The organism is Ruegeria sp. THAF33, from assembly GCF_009363615.1.
Classification (GTDB): domain Bacteria; phylum Pseudomonadota; class Alphaproteobacteria; order Rhodobacterales; family Rhodobacteraceae; genus Ruegeria.
Window position 1 is genome coordinate 492,914 of the sequence record NZ_CP045385.1, and the last position, 18,742, is coordinate 511,655.

Annotated in this window: 19 protein-coding genes; all 19 read left to right on the forward strand. The window is 60.3% G+C overall.

Annotated features, from left to right (window positions below; translation table 11 throughout):
• Positions 1–29: 29 nt before the first annotated feature.
• The 19 genes from FIU92_RS19430 (at position 30) to FIU92_RS19520 (ending at position 18,643) form a co-directional block, all read left to right on the forward strand.
• Complete coding sequence (locus FIU92_RS19430; RefSeq protein WP_152460365.1) at positions 30–1,814, forward strand: NapC/NirT family cytochrome c; 1,785 nt, start codon at positions 30–32, stop codon at positions 1,812–1,814.
• 55 nt (positions 1,815–1,869) lie between these two features.
• A complete protein-coding gene (locus FIU92_RS19435) occupies positions 1,870–2,271 on the forward strand; it encodes a plastocyanin/azurin family copper-binding protein (RefSeq protein WP_152460366.1) in 402 nt (133 codons plus the stop codon).
• 198 nt (positions 2,272–2,469) lie between these two features.
• On the forward strand, positions 2,470–3,231 hold the full coding sequence (gene cobA, locus FIU92_RS19440; RefSeq protein WP_152460367.1) for a uroporphyrinogen-III C-methyltransferase: 762 nt from the start codon (positions 2,470–2,472) through the stop codon (positions 3,229–3,231).
• The gene (locus FIU92_RS19445) at positions 3,224–3,607 is read left to right on the forward strand and encodes a cytochrome c (RefSeq protein ID WP_152460368.1); all 384 of its coding nucleotides are present in this window, start codon (positions 3,224–3,226) and stop codon (positions 3,605–3,607) included. Before cobA ends, FIU92_RS19445 begins: the two co-directional genes overlap by 8 nt.
• On the forward strand, positions 3,604–4,749 hold the full coding sequence (locus tag FIU92_RS19450; RefSeq protein WP_152460369.1) for a cytochrome D1 domain-containing protein: 1,146 nt from the start codon (positions 3,604–3,606) through the stop codon (positions 4,747–4,749). Before FIU92_RS19445 ends, FIU92_RS19450 begins: the two co-directional genes overlap by 4 nt.
• Positions 4,750–4,752: 3 nt before the next feature.
• Complete coding sequence (locus FIU92_RS19455) at positions 4,753–5,742, forward strand: AsnC family transcriptional regulator (RefSeq protein ID WP_152460370.1); 990 nt, start codon at positions 4,753–4,755, stop codon at positions 5,740–5,742.
• Complete coding sequence (locus FIU92_RS19460; RefSeq protein WP_152460371.1) at positions 5,739–6,188, forward strand: Lrp/AsnC family transcriptional regulator; 450 nt, start codon at positions 5,739–5,741, stop codon at positions 6,186–6,188. Before FIU92_RS19455 ends, FIU92_RS19460 begins: the two co-directional genes overlap by 4 nt.
• On the forward strand, positions 6,185–6,667 hold the full coding sequence (locus FIU92_RS19465) for an AsnC family transcriptional regulator (protein ID WP_152460372.1): 483 nt from the start codon (positions 6,185–6,187) through the stop codon (positions 6,665–6,667). Before FIU92_RS19460 ends, FIU92_RS19465 begins: the two co-directional genes overlap by 4 nt.
• 3 nt (positions 6,668–6,670) lie before the next feature.
• A complete protein-coding gene (nirJ, locus tag FIU92_RS19470) occupies positions 6,671–7,885 on the forward strand; it encodes a heme d1 biosynthesis radical SAM protein NirJ (RefSeq protein WP_152460373.1) in 1,215 nt (404 codons plus the stop codon).
• On the forward strand, positions 7,860–9,413 hold the full coding sequence (locus FIU92_RS19475) for a nitrite reductase (protein ID WP_152460374.1): 1,554 nt from the start codon (positions 7,860–7,862) through the stop codon (positions 9,411–9,413). The genes nirJ and FIU92_RS19475 overlap by 26 nt, the downstream gene beginning before the upstream one ends.
• Entirely contained in the window at positions 9,370–9,633 is a 264-nt protein-coding gene (locus tag FIU92_RS19480; protein ID WP_152460375.1) for a hypothetical protein, read from the forward strand. The genes FIU92_RS19475 and FIU92_RS19480 overlap by 44 nt, the downstream gene beginning before the upstream one ends.
• Positions 9,634–9,722: 89 nt before the next feature.
• Entirely contained in the window at positions 9,723–10,187 is a 465-nt protein-coding gene (locus tag FIU92_RS19485) for a DUF2946 family protein (RefSeq protein WP_254705385.1), read from the forward strand.
• Positions 10,188–10,231: 44 nt separating this feature from the next.
• On the forward strand, positions 10,232–12,355 hold the full coding sequence (locus FIU92_RS19490) for a NosR/NirI family protein (RefSeq protein WP_254705413.1): 2,124 nt from the start codon (positions 10,232–10,234) through the stop codon (positions 12,353–12,355).
• Positions 12,356–12,369: 14 nt separating this feature from the next.
• On the forward strand, positions 12,370–14,277 hold the full coding sequence (nosZ, locus tag FIU92_RS19495) for a TAT-dependent nitrous-oxide reductase (protein WP_152460377.1): 1,908 nt from the start codon (positions 12,370–12,372) through the stop codon (positions 14,275–14,277).
• Between the two features lie 3 nt (positions 14,278–14,280).
• Positions 14,281–15,537, forward strand: a complete 1,257-nt coding sequence (locus tag FIU92_RS19500; RefSeq protein WP_152460378.1) for a nitrous oxide reductase family maturation protein NosD — start codon at positions 14,281–14,283, stop codon at positions 15,535–15,537.
• A complete protein-coding gene (locus tag FIU92_RS19505) occupies positions 15,527–16,420 on the forward strand; it encodes an ABC transporter ATP-binding protein (RefSeq protein ID WP_152460379.1) in 894 nt (297 codons plus the stop codon). The genes FIU92_RS19500 and FIU92_RS19505 overlap by 11 nt, the downstream gene beginning before the upstream one ends.
• Positions 16,417–17,238, forward strand: coding sequence for an ABC transporter permease (locus FIU92_RS19510; RefSeq protein ID WP_152460380.1), 822 nt, complete (start codon positions 16,417–16,419; stop codon positions 17,236–17,238). Before FIU92_RS19505 ends, FIU92_RS19510 begins: the two co-directional genes overlap by 4 nt.
• Entirely contained in the window at positions 17,235–17,750 is a 516-nt protein-coding gene (locus tag FIU92_RS19515; protein ID WP_152460381.1) for a nitrous oxide reductase accessory protein NosL, read from the forward strand. Before FIU92_RS19510 ends, FIU92_RS19515 begins: the two co-directional genes overlap by 4 nt.
• A complete protein-coding gene (locus tag FIU92_RS19520; protein WP_152460382.1) occupies positions 17,747–18,643 on the forward strand; it encodes an FAD:protein FMN transferase in 897 nt (298 codons plus the stop codon). The genes FIU92_RS19515 and FIU92_RS19520 overlap by 4 nt, the downstream gene beginning before the upstream one ends.
• The last annotated feature ends 99 nt before the right edge of the window (positions 18,644–18,742 follow it).

Sequence of the window (18,742 nt, forward strand, 5' to 3'; positions counted from 1 at the left end):
AGACAATACAGCCAAAACGGAGCCCGGATATGACCTCCGAACCGGAAAAGAAAAAACCGATCTGGCGCCGGTATTTCCTATGGGGAATGCCTGTGGCCGGTATCGCCGCGGCCTTTGCCGCCGGCATCATCTTCTGGGGCGGGTTCAACACCGCAATGGAAGCCACAAACACCAAGGAATTCTGCATCTCATGTCACGAGATGCGAGATTTTGTTTACGAAGAATATACCGGCACGATCCATGACGTGAACCGTTCGGGTGTGGGGGCTGTCTGTTCCGACTGCCACGTTCCCAAAGACTGGACACATAAGATGATCCGTAAGATCAAGGCGTCCAAAGAGCTGTATGGCAAGATGGTCGGTACCATCAACACCCGTGAAAAGTTCGAGGCCAAACGTGTACATCTGGCCATGAACGAATGGGAGCGGATGAAGGCCACAGACTCGCGCGAATGCCGCAACTGTCACGATTTCGAATCGATGATGCCCGAATTCCAGAAACCACGCGCCCGTCAGCAGCACCTCAATGCGATGACTGTCGGACAGACCTGTATCGACTGCCACAAGGGGATTGCACACTCGGATGCACGCGACCGGGCGGACGAAGAGTATCTGGAAAAGCTTGAAGCACCGAACCCGGACTTCATCCGGCCCATCCCCCCGGAATATCTGGCCAGTCTCGAAAAGATTGAAGCCAAAGAGGCCGCTGAAGCAGAAGCAGAAAAAGCCGCCAAAAAGGCTCAGCAAGAGGCCGTTCAAGCCCAGATCGCAGCGGCTGTTGACGCTGCTTTGGATGAAGAACGCGCGAAAACCTCCGGTGAAGACGCCGCGGCGCCCTCTGGCGGAGCAAGCGACGTTGCGCCCAACATCGACTGGAACGCAGTGGCCGCGGCGGATCTGAAACTCTTCTACCCCGGACAGGCCTCGTTTGAATGGGTCCAGAACGGCAAGTTCCATGGTGGCGCGCGCCCCCTGACCAAAGGCGGGGATCAGTGCACCACCTGTCACGCCAAGGAACTGGACACCATCGGCAACAAGATCGTTGCGGGTGGAGATCTGGAACCGACCCCGATTCCGGGCAAACGCGGTGTCATCGACGCAACCGTTCAGGCGGCGCATGACGACGAAAACCTGTACATTCGCCTGCAATGGCCGGACGCGGGTCACAACCCTGTCCCGTTCGTCGATGGCGGCAAGATGGACCCGGACAACCAGATCAAGGTTGCCATGATGATTACCGGCACTGGTATCGAGCTGGGCGATCAGGTGGGATGCTGGGCTTCGTGCCACGCCGACAACACCTATATGCCTTTTGCGCCCGAAGCAGATGCGATCGCCGCCAATGCGGATGTTGCCGGTCGCCTCAATGCCACGGACACCATTACCAAATACATCAGCGAAAGCCGCACGGATGTTGAGATCAAAGGTCGCCGCGGCAAGGCCCTGGGGGGCTGGGACAAGCTGAAGGCCGAGGAACAGATCGAGCAGTACCTGGCCGACGGCACCTATCTTGACCTGATGCGTGTCTACGCCGACGGAAGCGCCACCAATGGCTATCTGTTGGAACAGCGCGTGGTCAATGATGGTGAAATCGCCGCATCGGCCGAACTGTCCGGTGGCATGTGGACCGTGGTGTTTACGCGCCCCCTGAATTCGGGCGCGCCCGGTGATGTACCATTGGAGGCAGGCAAGACCTATACCGTTGGATTTGCCATCCACGACGATTTTGCTGCCGCAAGGTTCCACCACGTGACGCTGAATACCAGCCTGGCGCTGGATGATGACAGCGCGTTCATCAACGTGGTCAAACAATGACGGATCGGGGCCGGGTCAACCGGCCCCGGCCATTTTTGGAAAGGAGACATGGACCATGAAACCCCAACGCCTTCTTCCCGCGCTGCTGCTTCTGGCCGCGCCCGCCTGGGCGGACGAAACCGCCGAAATCTGTGCCGAGGCCGAAGAGCGCTATGTCGAGTTGTTCGGTCAGCCTTCGTCGGCCGTCGAAGACGCCGAAGTGGTGCTGATGTACAAATACAATTTTTGCCCATCCGAATTGACCGTGAAGGCAGGCACAACTGTCCGATGGGTGAATGTCGACAAACGCACCAGCCATTCCGTTCTTTTGAAGGATGGCAGCCAACCTGAAAGTGATCGCCTGTTCCCCGAGGAATCTGTTGAACTGACCTTTCTCACGCCCGGCCCACAGAACTATCTGTGCGGCCCGCATTGGGAGACACAGAACATGATCGGAATGATCACCGTCGAACCCTGAAACAAGGCACAATACAGGCAGGATGAAGGAGCGCGGGCGCAAATCCCGCGCTCCTTAACTTATGTCAAGGAGGTTGGTTTTCGATTGGGCCAATCTTCCCCCATGACACGCCCGGCTCACCCAGCAACGTCTTGCAAACGCAGCGGATCTGCATGGGATACCGGGTCTCGAAGACTTTCAGACCAAGCGAGTTTGCACATGAGCGGTAAGGTTTTTCTGATTGGCGCAGGCCCCGGCGACCCCGAGCTGATGACCCTGCGCGCACTGCGGATGCTGCAAGAAGCGGATGTCGTGGTTTATGACCGGCTGGTGTCCGCCGACATTCTGAACTTGCACGCGGAAAGCGCCAGGCTGATCCCTGTCGGCAAGGCCCCCAAATGCCACACCGTTCCGCAGGACCGCATCAACGAAATACTGCTTGAAGAAGCCAGCGCAGGTCACACGGTCGCCCGGCTGAAAGGCGGCGACCCCATGATCTTTGGTCGCGGTTCGGAAGAGGCTGCCTATCTGATGGCCCGCGGTGTCGCTGTCGAATACGCACCGGGCATCACGGCGGCCCAGGGGGCGTCTTGTTCGACGGGTGTGCCGCTGACCCATCGCGGGCTGGCGACCTCGGTTCAATATGTCACCGGACATCGGCAGGCCGACAAAGTGCTGGATCTGGACTGGAAACGTCTTGCCGATCCGGACTCGACACTGGTGGTCTATATGGGCGTCGCCAATATCGGTCAGATCGCCATGGGGTTGATGACCGAAAACCTGCCGGGCTCGACGCCGGTTCTGGCGGTGGGCAAGGCCACGACACCTGATGAGCGTCGTCTTGTGTCACGGCTTGACCAGCTGGCCACGGATGTGCGCGCAGCCGACCTGAAGGCGCCGACGCTGTTTATCATTGGCAAGGTGGTTTCGCTTTATGCCGAACGGCCTGTGGCCGAGCTTCTGGAACAGGCCCATGGCTAAGCTGGGAAGACGAGATCAAGGTATTGACCCAACATGCACCGACAGGTCGCCGGGGCGCTCGGGGTGGGCGGCGCGAACCTGTTTGACCATTGCGGTTCTGGCCGCGACCTCTGCTTTCGCGGCGGATGTCATCGATCCCGATACCCTGAAAAGACTTGTGCATCAGGATTGCGGTTCCTGTCACGGCCTGTCCCTGAAGGGCGGTCTTGGTCCCGATCTGCGCAGTGAGACACTTGAACACTACGACGCGGATGTTTTGACCAGCGTCATCCTTGACGGCATCCCCGACACCGCGATGCCCCCATGGCGGCCCTTGATCAGTGAAGAAGAGGCCGAATGGATCGCCCGTTACCTGCTGGAACAGGAGGCACAATGAAACACTTCATTCTTGGCCTTGCAGCCACATTGATGATGACTACAGCGCAGGCTGAACCGACCGCGACAGGCGACCTTGGCCTGGTCATCGAACGCGCCAAGGGCTCGGTGCTTCTTGTGGATCAGTCCGACCGTGCAGCTCTGGCCCGGATCGAGGGATTGGGTGATCTGTCGCATGCGTCTTTGGTCTATTCGCCCGATGAACGGTTTGCCTATGTGTTTGGCCGCGACGGCGGGCTGACCAAGATCGACATCGTGACCCGCCAGATCGTGAACCGCGTCGTGCAGGCCGGCAACGCCATCGGCGGGGCGATTTCGGACGATGGCAAGCTTGTGGCCGTGTCGAATTACGAACCCGGTGGCGTGCGCGTATTCGATGCGGACACGCTTGAGATGGTCGCCGACATCCCGACCGACAGCAAAACCATCGGCCTGGTCGATGCGCCGGGTCGGCGGTTCGTTTTCACGATGTGGGACACTGGGGAGACCTGGATTGCCGATTTCGCAAAAGGCGCACTAGAAATCACCAAGATCCCGGACATGGGCAAGAACCCATATGACGCGCTGATCACTGCCAATGGCCGCACCTATATCACCGGTCTGTTTGGCGAGGACGGCCTGACCGCACTGGATCTGTGGGCCGAAACACCCGAACCGATCCGGGTTCTGCCCGATTACGGGCGCGGGCAGGAAGAAATGCCGGTCTACAAGATGCCTCATCTGGAAGGCTGGGCGCTGACGGGCCGCGAATTCGTTTTGCCCGCTGTCGGCCATCACGAGGTTCTGTGGATCGACGCCGACACTCTGACCGAAACGGGACGGACCAAAACCCACGGGCAACCGGTCTTTGCCATGGCCCGCCCCGATGGGCGGCAGGTCTGGGTGAATTTCGCCCACCCGCTGAATGACACGATTCAGGTGATCGACAGTGTCAGCAAACAGATCATCCACGAATTCAAACCCGGCCCGGCGGTATTGCACATGGAGTTCACGCCACGCGGGCATGAAGTCTGGATCAGCGTGCGCGATGCCAACAAGGTCATGGTCTACGACACGCACAGTTTTGAAAAACTGCGCGAGATCGACGCGGACAGCCCGTCCGGCATCTTCTTCACCGCCCGTGCGCACAGAACGGGGCTGTAACCGATGCGACATATCACGGACCCGATTGACCGCCGCCTGCTGGACGAATTTCAGCGCGACTTCCCGATCACCGAGAGACCGTTCCAGATGCTGGGCAACGCACTCGGGCTGGACGAAGCCGAAGTCATTCATCGCTTGTCCCGGATGCGCGCCACAGGCCGTATTACACGGGTTGGCGCCACCATCACGCCCGGCGCGGTGACGGCCAGCACCCTGGCTGCCGTGGCGGCTCCGGAAGATCGGTTGGAGGAGGTCGCCGCCCTGATCGATGCCGAACCCGGGGTGAACCACAATTATCAACGCGAAGACGCTTGGAACCTGTGGTTTGTCGCGACCGGGCCGGACCGCGCGCATGTCAACGATACCCTGGCGCGGATCAGTCGATCCACCGGATTGCAGGTGCTGGACCTGCAGCTGGTACGCCCTTTCAACGTGGATCTTGGTTTTCGCATGACTAGCGGAGCCAAAAACGTACCCAAGGCACGAAAGGTCGATGCATCCGTCATGCGCGAGGGCGATCGTTGCCTGCTACAGTCTCTGAGTTCCGGGCTATCTTTGGTCTCAGAACCCTATGCTGCGCTGGCTCGTTCGCTGAAACGGGATGTCACCGGCGTAATGGAGCGGATCGAAGCCCTGCATGCCGCCGGAATAATCTCGCGGCTCGGCGTCATTGTGCGTCACCGGGCGCTTGGCTGGTCGGCCAATGCGATGGTGGTCTGGGACCTGCCGGCAGAACAGATTGAAACTGCTGGGCCAGCTTTGGCCGCCTTCCCGGGGGTGACCCTGTGCTATGAGCGTAATCCGGTTCCCGATGTCTGGCCATATCGCCTGTATTCCATGATCCACGCCCGCACACGCAAAGAAGCTTTGGATGTTCTGGCCGGTGCGATTGCATTGCCCGAATTGGCCGGAGCACGGAACAAGGTCCTGTTCTCAACCCGCTGTTTCAAACAGACCGGCGCGCTGATTCAAGCAAAGGAGGTCGCCGCATGACGCTGGACCAAACGGATCGCGCGATCCTGAATCGTATGCAAGAGGATCTGCCGCTTACTTCGCACCCTTACGCAACCGTCGCCGCAGAGCTTGGCCTGTCCGAGGCGGAATTGCTGTCGCGTCTGAGACGTATGAAAGATGACCGCGTCATTACGCGCTTCGGTCCATTTTTCGACGCCGCGGCCATGGGTGGGGCTTTCTGCCTTTGCGCAATGGCCGTTCCAGACGAAGAATTCGAAACCGTCCTGACCAAAGTCAATGCACATCCCGAAGTGGCACATAACTATGAACGCACGCATCGGCTGAACATGTGGTTCGTGCTGGCCACCGAAACACCCGAGGGGATCGAGGCCACCGCCGATGCCATCGAACGGGAAACGGGAGTCAATGTTCTCCGTTTCCCCAAACTTCAGGAATTTTTCATCGGCTTCCGGGTGGCGGCATGATCGACGCAACAGACAGACAGATTATCGAGTCCCTCCAGGGGGGACTGCCGCTGGTGGCCGCACCCTATGCGCAGGTCGCTGCCGATCTGGGCCTGACCGAGGCCACCCTGCTGGACCGGCTGGCCGCGCTGAAGGCGCGCGGGGTGATCCGACGGATCGCAGCAGCCCCCAACCATTACAAGCTGGGCATGACATCGAACGGCATGACCGTCTGGGACGTGCAGGATGACCTGATCACCGAACTGGGTGCTCATATCGGGGCACTGCCTTTCGTCACCCATTGCTATGAACGGCCCCGCGCCCTGCCCGACTGGCCCTACAACCTGTTCGCCATGGTCCACGGCAGCTCGCGCGACGAGGTCGAAGACAAACGCGGCCAGATCGCCGCGATTCTGGGATCGGCCTGCCGCGGCAGCGATATCCTCTATTCCACGCGCATCCTGAAAAAGACCGGACTGCGCCTGAAACAGAAAGGCTGAAACATGTTCCGCCTGACCGAATACATGCATCAGCTGGTCAAGCCGACACCGGTGCGCAAACGGCGCCCCGGCCCGGTAAAGCCGGTTGTGATCTGGAATCTGACGCGTCGCTGCAACCTGAAGTGCCGCCATTGCTACACCGTCTCGGCGGATGTGGCGTTCCCGGGTGAGCTCAGCCATGAGCAAGCCATGGTAACCCTTGAGGATCTGGGCCAGTTTCGCGTCCCGGCCCTGATCCTCTCGGGTGGGGAACCGCTGGATCGGTTCGATTTCTTCGACATTGCAAAACGCGCCCGTGATCTGGTGCCAATGCTGGCCTTGTCGACCAACGGGACCCGGATCTATGACGAAACCGCCGATATGATAGCGGATGTGGGCTTCAACTATGTCGGCATCTCGCTGGACGGGATCGGAGCGACGAATGACTGGTTTCGCGGCGTCGAGGGCGCTTTTGCGGACGCACTGCGCGGCGTGCGAGAGTGTAAAAAGCGCGGCATCAAGGTTGGCCTGCGGTTCTGCCTGACCGAAGGAACGCAACATCACTTGCCTGACTTGCTGAGCCTTTGTGATGATGAAGGTGTCGACAAGTTCTACCTGTCGCATCTTGTCTATGCGGGGCGCGGCGACAAGAACCGGGGCGAAGATGCCGCGCATCAGCGCACGCGCAAAGGCCTGGATCTGTTGCTGGAACGCGCCTGGGAAGCCGCATCGGGCGGTCGTCCGCTGGATATCGTGACCGGGAACAATGACGCTGATGCCGGATATTTCCTGAACTGGATTCGCACGCATTTCGACGCCGACAAGGCTGCACATGTGCGTGCGCACCTGGCCGCGTGGGGTGGAAACTCAAGTGGCTTGGGCGTTGCCAATATCGACAATCTCGGCCGGGTCCACCCGGACACTTACTGGTCTGACTACACGGTGGGCAACGTAAAGACCAAATCGTTTTCTGAACTCTGGACCGGCGATGATCCGATGCTTGCGATGCTCCGCACCCGCCCACGCCCGCTGAAGGGGCGCTGCGGAGCCTGCGAACTCAAAGACGTGTGCGGCGGCAATACCCGCATCCGCGCCCTGCAATTGACCGGTGATCCCTGGGCCGAGGATCCGGCCTGTTACCTGTCCAACCAGGAAATCGGTGTGGATGATGCAGGGGAACGCCTTCAGGTCACACCGTTTCGGGGGAAAAGCCATGATCCGGCGCATCAGTTCTTTTAAGACACTCACATTCGGTACGTTGTGCTCGGTGTTGCTGGCGGGCACCGCCTGGGCAGATGCCCATTCGGATTACGCCGAACATTGCGCCTCATGCCACGGCGAGAACCGTCTGGGCGGGGTTGGCCCCGCGCTGATCCCTGAAACGCTCAAACGCATGCGGGGTCCCCGGGTTGCTGCGGTAATCGCGGAAGGGCGCGCGGCGACACAAATGCCGGCCTTCTCGCACGAGCTGGATGCTCTGCAAATCGAAGAGCTGGCCGGTTGGTTGAAATCGCCGTTGGAATCCGACCCCGAATGGGGCGAGGCCCAGATATTGGCCAGCCGGACGCTGGACGAGGAATATGTACCGGTGGATGCGCCTGTCTGGGACAGCGACCCGATGAACATTACGCTGGTGGTGGAAACCGGAGATCACCATGTCAGCGTTCTGGACGGTGACACGTTCGAGGTTCTGGACCGGTTCGAAACCCCCTTCGCCGTGCATGGCGGCCCCAAGTTCAGCCCGGATGGGCGGTATGTCTTCATCATGTCGCGCGATGGCTGGGTCCAGAAGTACGACATCTGGGCGCTGAAACAGGTGGGCCGTGTGCGTGCCGGCCTGAACAGCCGCAACATCGCCATGTCGGGCGATGGCAAATGGGTGGCCGTGGCGAATTACCTGCCCAACAGCCTGACGGTGTTGTCCACCGAAGACCTTTCCGTCGCAAAGGTCATCGAGGTCAAAAGCAAGAAGGGCCTGCCCAGCCGCGTTTCTGCCGTCTACCAGGCCCCGCCGCGGGAAAGCTTTGTTTTGGCGCTGAAGGATGTACCCGAGATTTGGGAAGTGTTCTACGGCGCCAATCCCCCGCAATCCGGGCTTGGTCATGATTTCCGCATCGAAGGTCAGTTCAAGAACCCTGATCCTTTCCCTGTGCGCAAGATCACCACGGCTGACTATCTGGACGATTTCTTTTTCGACCAGAGTTATGAATATGTCATGGGGGCGTCCCGCGATGGCAAGGGCGGGCAAGTGATTGATCTGGTGATCGGGCACAAGGTGGCCGATCTGGATTTGCCCGGAATGCCGCATCTGGGCTCGGGGATCACATGGAAACACGGCGATACGACCGTGATGGCCACGCCGCACCTGACAGACGGCGCCGTGTCGGTGATCGACATGCAAAGCTGGGAAACCGTCAAACGGATCAAGACCGAAGGCCCCGGTTTCTTCATGCGCAGCCATGAGAATTCGCCTTATGTCTGGGCAGACGTTTTCTTCGGCCCCAACAAGGACGCGATGCACGTCATCGACAAGCAAAGCCTTGAAATCGTGAAAACACTGCGCCCTGCGCCGGGCAAGACCGTGGCCCATGTCGAGTTCACCAGAGATGGCAGCCACGCGCTGGTTTCGATCTGGGAAGATGACGGCGCGGTGATCGTCTACGACGCGCAGACGCTGGAAGAAACCCGCCGCCTGCCGATGCGCAAACCTTCGGGGAAATACAATGTCTGGAACAAGATTACCTTCTCGGAAGGAACCAGCCACTGAGGGGAAATGGCCAGTTTGGAAACTGGCCATTCTGCTGTATCCGGCCACGGCGTTGACCGTGGCCATCAACCTGTTTTTGCTCGGGCTTATCCTGCACAGCGTCGGGTTCGGCGCAATTGAACCGGTGCCGGCGATCCTCTGGTCGATTCCGCTGGGCATTCCTGCGGCATGGCTGGCCGGTCGGTGGCTGCGCGGATTGATGGACGAGGCCGACGGGTAGGTGCAAATTTTCAGACACCTGACCTAAGTCAAGTCTTCGCCTGGAAGAATTCCCTAAGTTTTTGAAAAGAACGCCGAGCTGGATTCTCAATGCCTACCGTCCGCCCCCCGCATAGCCTGTTTGATCGCGTGTCCCGCGCGGTGTGCGGTTTGGTGGGTATTTTCCTGTTGCTTTTGCAGATGCTTGGCCCGGTGCTGGCGAGTCCCGGGGACAGCATGTGGATCGAGATCTGCTCGGAGGCAGGGGCGGTCTGGGTTGAAGTGGACCTTGAGGAAGGCACTGATGACCCGACCGCGCCTTGCCCGAAATGCGCCGATTGCGCGCTGTGCGCGGTGACAACGGCAGCCCCGCTGCCGGATCTGCCGCTGCTGATGCAGTCCGAGAATGCAGGGATAGTACCCGCTGCAATCGGGGATCTGTGCATTTTGTACAACTCAAGGCGACTGTGGCCCGAAACCCGAGGGCCCCCGTTCGCGACCCAAGAAGAATTTGAACGCGCCCTGCGCGCGTCCGTGGCGTCCACCCTAGCAATCGGAGGTGCGCCGTGGTCGTAAGTCGCGCAATCCATTTCCTGCTGGCTTTCACTCTGTCCTGCCTGATGGCGATCAGCGCCCATGCCGACAGCCTGGCCAGTTTCCTGCCCGACATCGAACCTGCCGATCTGGCCCCCGGCGCCGATGCCTTTGGCCCGGTGCGCGATGACGTCAAGGTCGCCCCCGTCCTGAAGGGCGGCGAGATCATTGCCTGGGCATTCCTGACCTCGGACTTTGTTGGCACGACAGGTTATTCCGGCAAACCGATCCACGTCGTTGCCGCCATCGACAACGACGCTGTGTTGACCGGAGTGCAACTGGTCAAGCACTCGGAACCCATCGTGCTGATCGGCATCCCCAATTCCCGCATGGTTGAATTGACCGAAGGCTATGCGGGCCTTGACCTGAAGGTTGAAGCCGAAACCGGGGGTGAGGGGCACGACCTCGACATCATCTCGGGCGCGACGGTCACGATCATGGTGATCGACGACAGCCTTGTGCGTGGCGGTATCAAGGTGGCGCGCGCATTGGGTCTGGGCGGCCTGTCACCGTTGCAGGCCGACGGGCCAAGGCGCGAAGTCGATATGGCGCAGAATGCGGTCCATGACTGGTCGACCCTTTCGGGTGACGGCTCGATCCGTCGGCTGACGCTGGATGTCGGGCAGGTCAATGCCGCCTTCGAGGCCACCGGAGACCAGCGCGCGATCAAGCGCCCGGAACCGGGCGAACCGGATCACACTTTCATCGACATGCATATGGCGCTTGTCTCGGTTCCGTCGATCGGCAAGTCACTGCTGGGCGACGCCGAGTACCAGAACCTCGTGAACTGGTTGGACGAGGGCGAACAGGCCATTCTGGTGCTGGGGCGCGGTGCCTACAGCTTCAAGGGGTCAGGCTATGTGCGCGGCGGGATTTTCGATCGGATCCAGTTGATCCAGGGCGACAACTCGGTCCGTTTTTTCGACAAACAGCAAGTACGCCTTGGCAAGGTTGCAGCCCCGGATGCACCCAGTTTCACGGAGCTGGACATCTTCAAGATCCCCGCCGATGCCGAGTTCGAACCGACCGAGCCGTTCCGCCTGCAACTGCTGGTACAGCGTGCCGTGGGTGCTGTTGAGAAAACCTTTCTGACATTCGATCTGGGCTACAAACTGCCCGACCGTTACCTGCTGCCGGTTGCAACCCCAAAGGTTGTTGAGGATGCGACCGGCGAAGCCGCCGCCAAGGCTGCCCTGTGGCAGCGCATCTGGAAGGATCGCACCGTCGAAATCGCCGTTCTTGGCGTCATGCTGCTGGTCCTGACCGCGACGTTCTTCTTCCAGTTCCACGCGACGATGAATGCGCGGGTCTTCTACTGGTTCCGCATCGGCTACCTGACAATGACCCTGTTTTTCATCGGCTGGTACGCCAACGCGCAGCTGAGCGTGGTGAACCTGATGGCACTGGCGGGCAGCCTGCGCACAGGATTCTCGTGGGATGCGTTCCTGCTGGACCCGCTGGTGTTCATCCAATGGTTCGCCGTCGCCGCCGCGCTGTTGTTCTGGGGTCGCGGGGCCTATTGCGGATGGCTGTGCCCGTTCGGCGCGTTGCAGGAATTGACCAACAAGGTCGCGCGCGCCCTGAAAGTGCCGCAATGGACGCTGCCCTGGGGTCTGAACGAACGCCTGTGGCCCGCGAAATACATGATCTTTCTGGGTCTTTTCGGGCTCAGCTTCATCTCGATCCCGTTGGCCGAGAAATATGCCGAGGTCGAGCCGTTCAAAACGGCGATCATTCTGAAATTCATGCGCGACTGGCCTTTCGTGGTCTTTGCGCTGGCCCTGCTGGGGATCGGGCTGTTCATCGAACGGTTCTATTGCCGCTATCTCTGTCCGCTGGGCGGAGCACTGGCGATCCCTGCCCGTATTCGCATGTTCGACTGGCTGCGCCGCTACAAGGATTGCGGCACGCCCTGTCAGACCTGTGCCAATGAATGCCCCGTTCAGGCGATCCACCCCACCGGTGAGATCAATCCGAACGAGTGCGTCACCTGCCTGCATTGTCAGGTGCTCTACCAGTCCGAGGACAAATGTCCCGTCGTTATCCGCCAGCTGAAACGGCGGGCCAAGACAGGATCGGTCCAGATGAAGACCCCGCTCGGACAACCACCGGCGAACCATCCGAACGCCAAACCGCAATCCGTTTCCTAAAAGGAGGAACGAACATGTCGGAACATGACAACAAACTAACCGTCACACGCCGTGGGATGCTGGGTGCAACAGCAACCGGTGCCGTGCTGGCCGGGACCGGTCTGGGCTCGACCCTGATGACCGCGAAACAGGCGAGCGCCGCGGCCAATGCCAATCTCGAACCGGGCGAACTGGACGAGTATTACGGTTTCTGGTCCTCGGGTCAGACCGGCGAGCTGCGCATTCTGGGCTTTCCGTCCATGCGCGAGCTGATGCGGGTGCCGGTGTTCAACCGCTGCTCGGCCACGGGCTGGGGTCAGACCAACGAGTCACTGAAGATCATGACCGAAGGGTTGCTGCCTGAAACCAAGGAGTTTCTCGCCAAGCGTGGCATGAAGACCTATGACAACGGCGACCTTCACCACCCGCACATGTCGTTCACCGACGGCACCTATGACGGCCGCTATCTGTTCATGAACGACAAGGCCAACACCCGCGTCGCGCGTGTCCGCTGTGACGTGATGAAATGCGACAAGATCACCGAGATCCCAAACGCCAAGGCGATCCACGGTCTGCGTCCGCAGAAATTCCCGCGCACCGGCTATGTCTTTGCCAATGGTGAAGATGAAACACCGCTGGTCAACGATGGCAGCGTGCTGGACGATCCGTCGCAATACGTGAACATCTTCACCGCGCTGGACGGCGACACCATGGAAGTGGCGTGGCAGGTGATCGTGTCGGGCAACCTCGACAACACCGACTGCGACTATCAGGGCAAATACGCCTTCTCGACCTCGTACAACTCGGAAATGGGCATGAACCTGGCCGAGATGACCGAGAACGAGCTGGACCACGTCGTCGTCTTCAACATCGCCGAGATCGAAAAAGGCATCGAAGCCGGCGATTATCAGGAGTTGAAAGGCGTCAAGGTTCTGGACGGGCGCAAGGGTCAAAACAAGAAATACACCCGTTACATTCCGATCCCGAACTCTCCGCACGGCATCAACACCGCGCCAGACGGCAAGCACGTCTGCATCAACGGCAAGCTGTCGCCGACCGTCTCGATCATGGACGTCACCAAGCTGGACGCCCTGTTCGAAAGCGACGCCGACCCGCGGTCCTGCATCGTAGGTGAACCGCAGTTGGGTCTTGGCCCGCTTCACACCGCCTATGATGGTCAGGGCAACGCCTTCACCACGCTGTTCCTGGACAGCCAGATCGTGAAGTGGAACATCGACAAGGCCATCCGCGCCTACAACGGCGAGGACGTGGACCCGATCATCTCGAAGGTCGACGTGCATTATCAGCCGGGTCACAACTCCACCTCCATGGGTGAAACCAAGGAAGCCGACGGCAAATGGCTGATTTCGATGAACAAGTTCTCGAAAGACCGCTTCCTGAACGTTGGTCCTCTGAAACCCGAGAACGAACAGCTGATCGACATTTCGTCGGATGAGATGAAAGTGGTGCATGACGGCCCGACCTTTGCCGAGCCGCACGACTCGATCATCGTTCGCAGCGACATCGTGAACCCGGTCAACGTCTGGGATCGCAACGATGTTACCTGGGAAGACGCCCGCAAACAGGCCGAAGCCGATGGCATCGATCTGGAAGAAGGCGCGGAAGAACCGATCCGGGACGGCAACAAGGTGCGGGTCTACATGACCTCGCAGGCGCCGACCTTCAGCCTTGAGAAGTTCACCGTCAAACAGGGCGACGAGGTCACGGTTTACATCACCAACCTCGATGACGTGGACGACGTGACCCACGGCTTCTGCCTCGGCAACTACGGCATCGCGATGGAAGTCGCACCGATGGCAACCGCTTCGGTCACCTTCACCGCCGACCGTCCGGGCGTGCACTGGTTCTATTGCCAGTGGTTCTGCCATGCGCTGCACATGGAAATGCGCGGCCGGATGCTGGTCGAACCGCAAGGAGCCTGACCCATGCGCTGGCCCCTGCTCATACCGCTCCTGCTCGGCTCGCCTCTTTGGGCGGCGGATTGGGATGTGCCCAACCGGGCGGGGGCCATCAATGAAATACTGGCTCAGGCGGCGGACGGAGATACCCTCCGCCTGAGCCCCGGTGTTTATGCAGAACATCTGATTCTGGACCGGCCCGTCACGATCGACGGGCTGGGACAGGCCACCATTGACGGGCAAGGCACCGGCAGCGTCATCACCGTAACCGGCCCGGGCGTGACCCTGCGCGGCCTGACAGTGATCGGCTCGGGTTCAAGCCATGACGGGATCGACAGTGGCATCCAGCTGACCAAGACGGCCCGCGCGCCGGTGGTCGAAGACAATGTGCTGCTGGGCAATCTTTACGGCATCGACATTCATGGTGCCAAGGACAGCATCGTGCGTGGCAACCGGATCGAAGGACGTCAGGACCAGCGGATGAATGACCGCGGCAATGGTGTCTATGTCTGGAACGCGCCAGGCGCGCGGGTTGAAGACAACGATATCCGCTATGGCCGTGACGGGATCTTTGTGAACTCGTCCAAGAAGAATACCTTTACCGGCAACTTGTTCCGCGATCTGCGCTTTGCCGTGCATTACATGTATGCCGATAATTCGGTGGTCAGCGACAATGTCTCGATCGGCAACGATCTGGGCTATGCGGTGATGTTCACGACCAATGTGAAGGTCGCAGACAACGTCTCGATCGGTGACCGTGAACATGGCGTGATGCTGAACTATGCCAACAAGAGTCAGATCACCGGTAACGTGGTGATCGGTGCCAAGGAAAAGTGCACCTTCCTTTATAACTCCAACAAGAACGAATTCACCGACAACTGGTTCCAGGGATGCGGCATCGGCATCCACTTCACCGCCGGCAGCGAACGCAACCGCATCGTTGGCAATTCCTTCATCGGGAACCGGACACAGGTGAAATACGTCTCGACCAAATGGGTCGAGTGGTCCGAAGACGGGCGCGGCAACTACTGGTCCGATTTTGCCGCCTATGATGTGGATGGCAACGGTATCGCCGATGCCCCTTATCGCCCGAATGACTCGATGGACCATGTGCTGTGGACCCAACCCGCAGCCAAACTGCTGCTCGGCTCTCCTGCCGTGCAGCTGGTGCGCTGGTCACAATCCGCCTTTCCGGCACTGTTGCCCGGTGGCGTGATGGACAGCAATCCATTGATGCAACCCCTTGAACCCCCAGCTATGGAAAAGGTGCCTCATGACGGATAAGGCCCTGATTATTGACCATGTCAGCAAGGACCGGGGCAAAACCCGCGTTCTTGACGATATCACCCTGTCACTTGCCCCCGGTCAGCGCGTTGCGCTGCTGGGCCATAACGGCGCTGGCAAGTCGACCCTGATCAAATCCATCCTTGGCCTGACGCCGATCCAAGGCGGAGCCATCCGGATCGGAGACGCCACCCCAGGCAGTGCCCAGGCGCGGCGGGAAACGGCCTATCTGCCCGAGGCGGTATCCTTCCACCCGGCCCTGACCGGGCGCGAGCAACTGACCCTGTTTGCAAAATTGTCCGGCGCCAGGGCGGATGTAGCCGGTCTGCTGGAGCGCGTAGGTCTGAGCGATGCCCTGGACCGCCGGATCGGCACCTATTCCAAAGGCATGCGGCAACGTCTGGGCCTGGCACAGGTTCTGCTGGGTCAGCCGAAAGTGGCTTTGCTGGATGAACCCACCAGTGGATTGGACCCGATCTCGCGTCAGGATCTCTATGCCATCATCGACGAGCTGGCCGCGCAGGGCACCGCCGTGCTGATCGCCAGCCATGCCTTGACCGAGGTCGAGGCCCGCACCGACCGCATCGCCATCATGCGCAAGGGCCGGATGGTCGCGGATGACACGCTGGCCAACCTGTCGGCCCTTGCAGGCCTACCGATCCGTCTGAAAGTACGTGCAAGCGCCAACGCCGACGTGCTGGCCGCCAAATTGGGCGGCAGCCGGATCAACGGCGCTTCGGTCGAGCTGCTGTGTTCCCCCGCCGACAAGATGGAGGCCCTGCGCCGGATCGCCGGATTGGGCGATGCCGTGGCGGATGTGGAAATGACCCCGCCCAAGCTGGAAGACCTCTATCGCCACTATGCACAGGAGGAGAGGCCATGACCCGCTTCCTCGCCATCACCCGTACCGAAATGCTGATCCTGCGCCGCAATCGCTGGCTGCTGGTGGCGACGCTGATCATGGTGCTGTTCGCGCTGGCGCTGACCTTTGCGGGCAGTGCGCCAACCGGAACGCTGGGCGTTGACATGCTGACCGTTTCGGTTGCGTCGATGACCACCCTGTCGGTCTACCTCGCGCCCCTTCTGGCGCTGATGATCTCGTTCGACGCCATCGCCGGAGACGTGGACCGGGGCAGCCTGTCGCTGCTGTTGTCCTACCCTGCGGGGCGCGGGGAAATTCTGCTGGGCAAATTCGCCGCCCACCTGGCGGCACTGGCCTTTGCCATGACGGTCGGTTTCGGTACCGCCGGCGCGGTGGCGGCCTTCTTTGGCGGTGCCGGACCGGAAAGCCTGATGGCGTTGGTCCGCCTCATCCTCACATCCATCCTTCTGGGCGCCGTGTTTCTGGCGCTGGGATACCTGCTGTCTGCCCTGGCTAAGGGGGCTACGGCGGCGGCAGGTCTGTCGGCCGGGCTCTGGCTGGTTTTTGTCGTCCTCTATGATCTGGGCCTGTTGGGGGCTGTCGTCATGGACAAGGGCGGCACCTTTACCCAATCCGTCTTTCCATGGGTGATGGTGGCCAACCCGGCCGACGCATTCCGTCTGTGGAACATCGCTGCGACGGAAGGCGTGGCCATGGCATCCGGCATGACCGGGGCGGCACAGGCCCTGCCCGTCTGGGCCGCGCCTGCATCGCTGCTGATCTGGCCGGTGATCGGCTTTGCCCTGGCGCGGCTGGCATTCCGGAGGGTCGAGCCATGAAACCCTTCGTCCTGATTGCCTTGATCGTGTTGGCGGCCTGCAAGGAAGAGGTCGCCGAGGCCCCCGATCCGGTGGATCTGACCCCGGACGCGCTGAGCTATTTCTGCCAGATGAACATCGCCGAACATGGCGGCCCCAAGGGGCAGATCCATCTGAAAGGATATCCCGCACCGCTGTTCTTTGCGCAGGTGCGCGACATGGTGGCATACCTCAAAAGCCCTGAACGTGATGCCGACATCACAGCCATCTATGTCAGCGACATGGGTATTGCGCCAAGCTGGCGGCAGCCGGGTATCTCGAACTGGATCGCCGCGGATGGCGCGACCTTTGTCGTCGGCGCCAATGTGGCAGGTGGCATGGGTGCGCGCGAAGTGGTGCCTTTTGCCGATCCTGCCGATGCCCAGGCATTCATTGAGATTTACGGTGGAACGGCACTGAGCCTGCCGGACATTCCGGACACCGAAGTGCTTGGCCCTGTCGATCTTGAACTGTCGTTGGAGACCCCCGTATGACCGCCTTGTCGCGCCGCCGATTTCTGATCATCTCAGCCGCCTGTGCTGCGGCCACACCGCTTGCGGCCTCGGACGCGCGCTGGCACGGGACCGCGTTGGGTGCGACCGCCAGCCTGCGCCTGGTGGGCCTGACGGACGCCGAAGCTGCACCCATAATGGCCGCCATGGAGACCGAGATTGCCCGGCTGGAAGACATCTTCAGCCTGTATCGTCCGCAATCGCAGCTCAGCCGGTTGAATCGCGATGGTGTGCTGACGGCGCCCGCTCCTGATTTGTTGAACGTGCTAAGCCTCAGCACAGCGCTGCATCAGGCATCGGGTGGCGCATTTGATCCGAGCATTCAACCCGTGTGGACGGCATTGGCTGCGGGCGCGCGCGCGGATGATCTGGTCTTAGTTCAACAGGCAATAGGCTGGGAAAAGGTAGTTTTCGACGCCTCGGCCATTCGCCTTCCGGTGCCCGGAAAATCGGCGCTGACGTTGAACGGTATAGCGCAGGGCGCGATCACCGACCGGATTGCCGACCTGCTGCGTGCTCATGGTCTGCGTGATGTTCTGGTCAATATGGGAGAGGTTGCCGCCCTGGGTGCGCGTAGTGACGGTGCGCCCTGGAAAGTTGGATTGGCGGCGCCGGACCAAACGGTTCTGAAGCGGATTGAATTGAGCGATCGGGCAGTGGCGACATCTTCGACGCTGGCGACCCAGCTCAGCCCGGGAGTTGGACACATCATTACCTTGGATGGGCCTTCAAGCCGCGACAGGACCGTTTCGGTTTCTGCCCCGAAAGCGGCAATTGCGGATGGGTTGTCCACTGCACTTTGCGCGGCATCCGCCGGCAGAGCCAATGAGATTCTGGAGTTCTTCCCCAACGCCCGTATCGAATTGAACGTTTAATGAAGAATTACAAATCTCAGACCGAACAAAAAAAATCCAAAAAAGTATGATATAGGTCAATTCGTGCGCTGCTTTAGGCAGCTAGGAAGTAAGGACGCG

Coding starts and splice junctions, on each gene's coding strand:
- nosZ (WP_152460377.1), top strand. CDS start 12,370: ATGTCGGAACATGACAACAAACTAACCGTCACACGCCGTGGGATGCTG.
- FIU92_RS19460 (WP_152460371.1), top strand. CDS start 5,739: ATGACGCTGGACCAAACGGATCGCGCGATCCTGAATCGTATGCAAGAG.
- FIU92_RS19475 (WP_152460374.1), top strand. CDS start 7,860: ATGATCCGGCGCATCAGTTCTTTTAAGACACTCACATTCGGTACGTTG.
- FIU92_RS19455 (WP_152460370.1), top strand. CDS start 4,753: ATGCGACATATCACGGACCCGATTGACCGCCGCCTGCTGGACGAATTT.
- FIU92_RS19480 (WP_152460375.1), top strand. CDS start 9,370: ATGTCTGGAACAAGATTACCTTCTCGGAAGGAACCAGCCACTGAGGGG.
- FIU92_RS19450 (WP_152460369.1), top strand. CDS start 3,604: ATGAAACACTTCATTCTTGGCCTTGCAGCCACATTGATGATGACTACA.
- FIU92_RS19520 (WP_152460382.1), top strand. CDS start 17,747: ATGACCGCCTTGTCGCGCCGCCGATTTCTGATCATCTCAGCCGCCTGT.
- FIU92_RS19515 (WP_152460381.1), top strand. CDS start 17,235: ATGAAACCCTTCGTCCTGATTGCCTTGATCGTGTTGGCGGCCTGCAAG.
- FIU92_RS19510 (WP_152460380.1), top strand. CDS start 16,417: ATGACCCGCTTCCTCGCCATCACCCGTACCGAAATGCTGATCCTGCGC.
- FIU92_RS19430 (WP_152460365.1), top strand. CDS start 30: ATGACCTCCGAACCGGAAAAGAAAAAACCGATCTGGCGCCGGTATTTC.
- FIU92_RS19505 (WP_152460379.1), top strand. CDS start 15,527: ATGACGGATAAGGCCCTGATTATTGACCATGTCAGCAAGGACCGGGGC.
- FIU92_RS19445 (WP_152460368.1), top strand. CDS start 3,224: ATGGCTAAGCTGGGAAGACGAGATCAAGGTATTGACCCAACATGCACC.
- FIU92_RS19490 (WP_254705413.1), top strand. CDS start 10,232: ATGGCGATCAGCGCCCATGCCGACAGCCTGGCCAGTTTCCTGCCCGAC.
- nirJ (WP_152460373.1), top strand. CDS start 6,671: ATGTTCCGCCTGACCGAATACATGCATCAGCTGGTCAAGCCGACACCG.
- FIU92_RS19500 (WP_152460378.1), top strand. CDS start 14,281: ATGCGCTGGCCCCTGCTCATACCGCTCCTGCTCGGCTCGCCTCTTTGG.
- FIU92_RS19465 (WP_152460372.1), top strand. CDS start 6,185: ATGATCGACGCAACAGACAGACAGATTATCGAGTCCCTCCAGGGGGGA.
- FIU92_RS19435 (WP_152460366.1), top strand. CDS start 1,870: ATGAAACCCCAACGCCTTCTTCCCGCGCTGCTGCTTCTGGCCGCGCCC.
- cobA (WP_152460367.1), top strand. CDS start 2,470: ATGAGCGGTAAGGTTTTTCTGATTGGCGCAGGCCCCGGCGACCCCGAG.
- FIU92_RS19485 (WP_254705385.1), top strand. CDS start 9,723: ATGCCTACCGTCCGCCCCCCGCATAGCCTGTTTGATCGCGTGTCCCGC.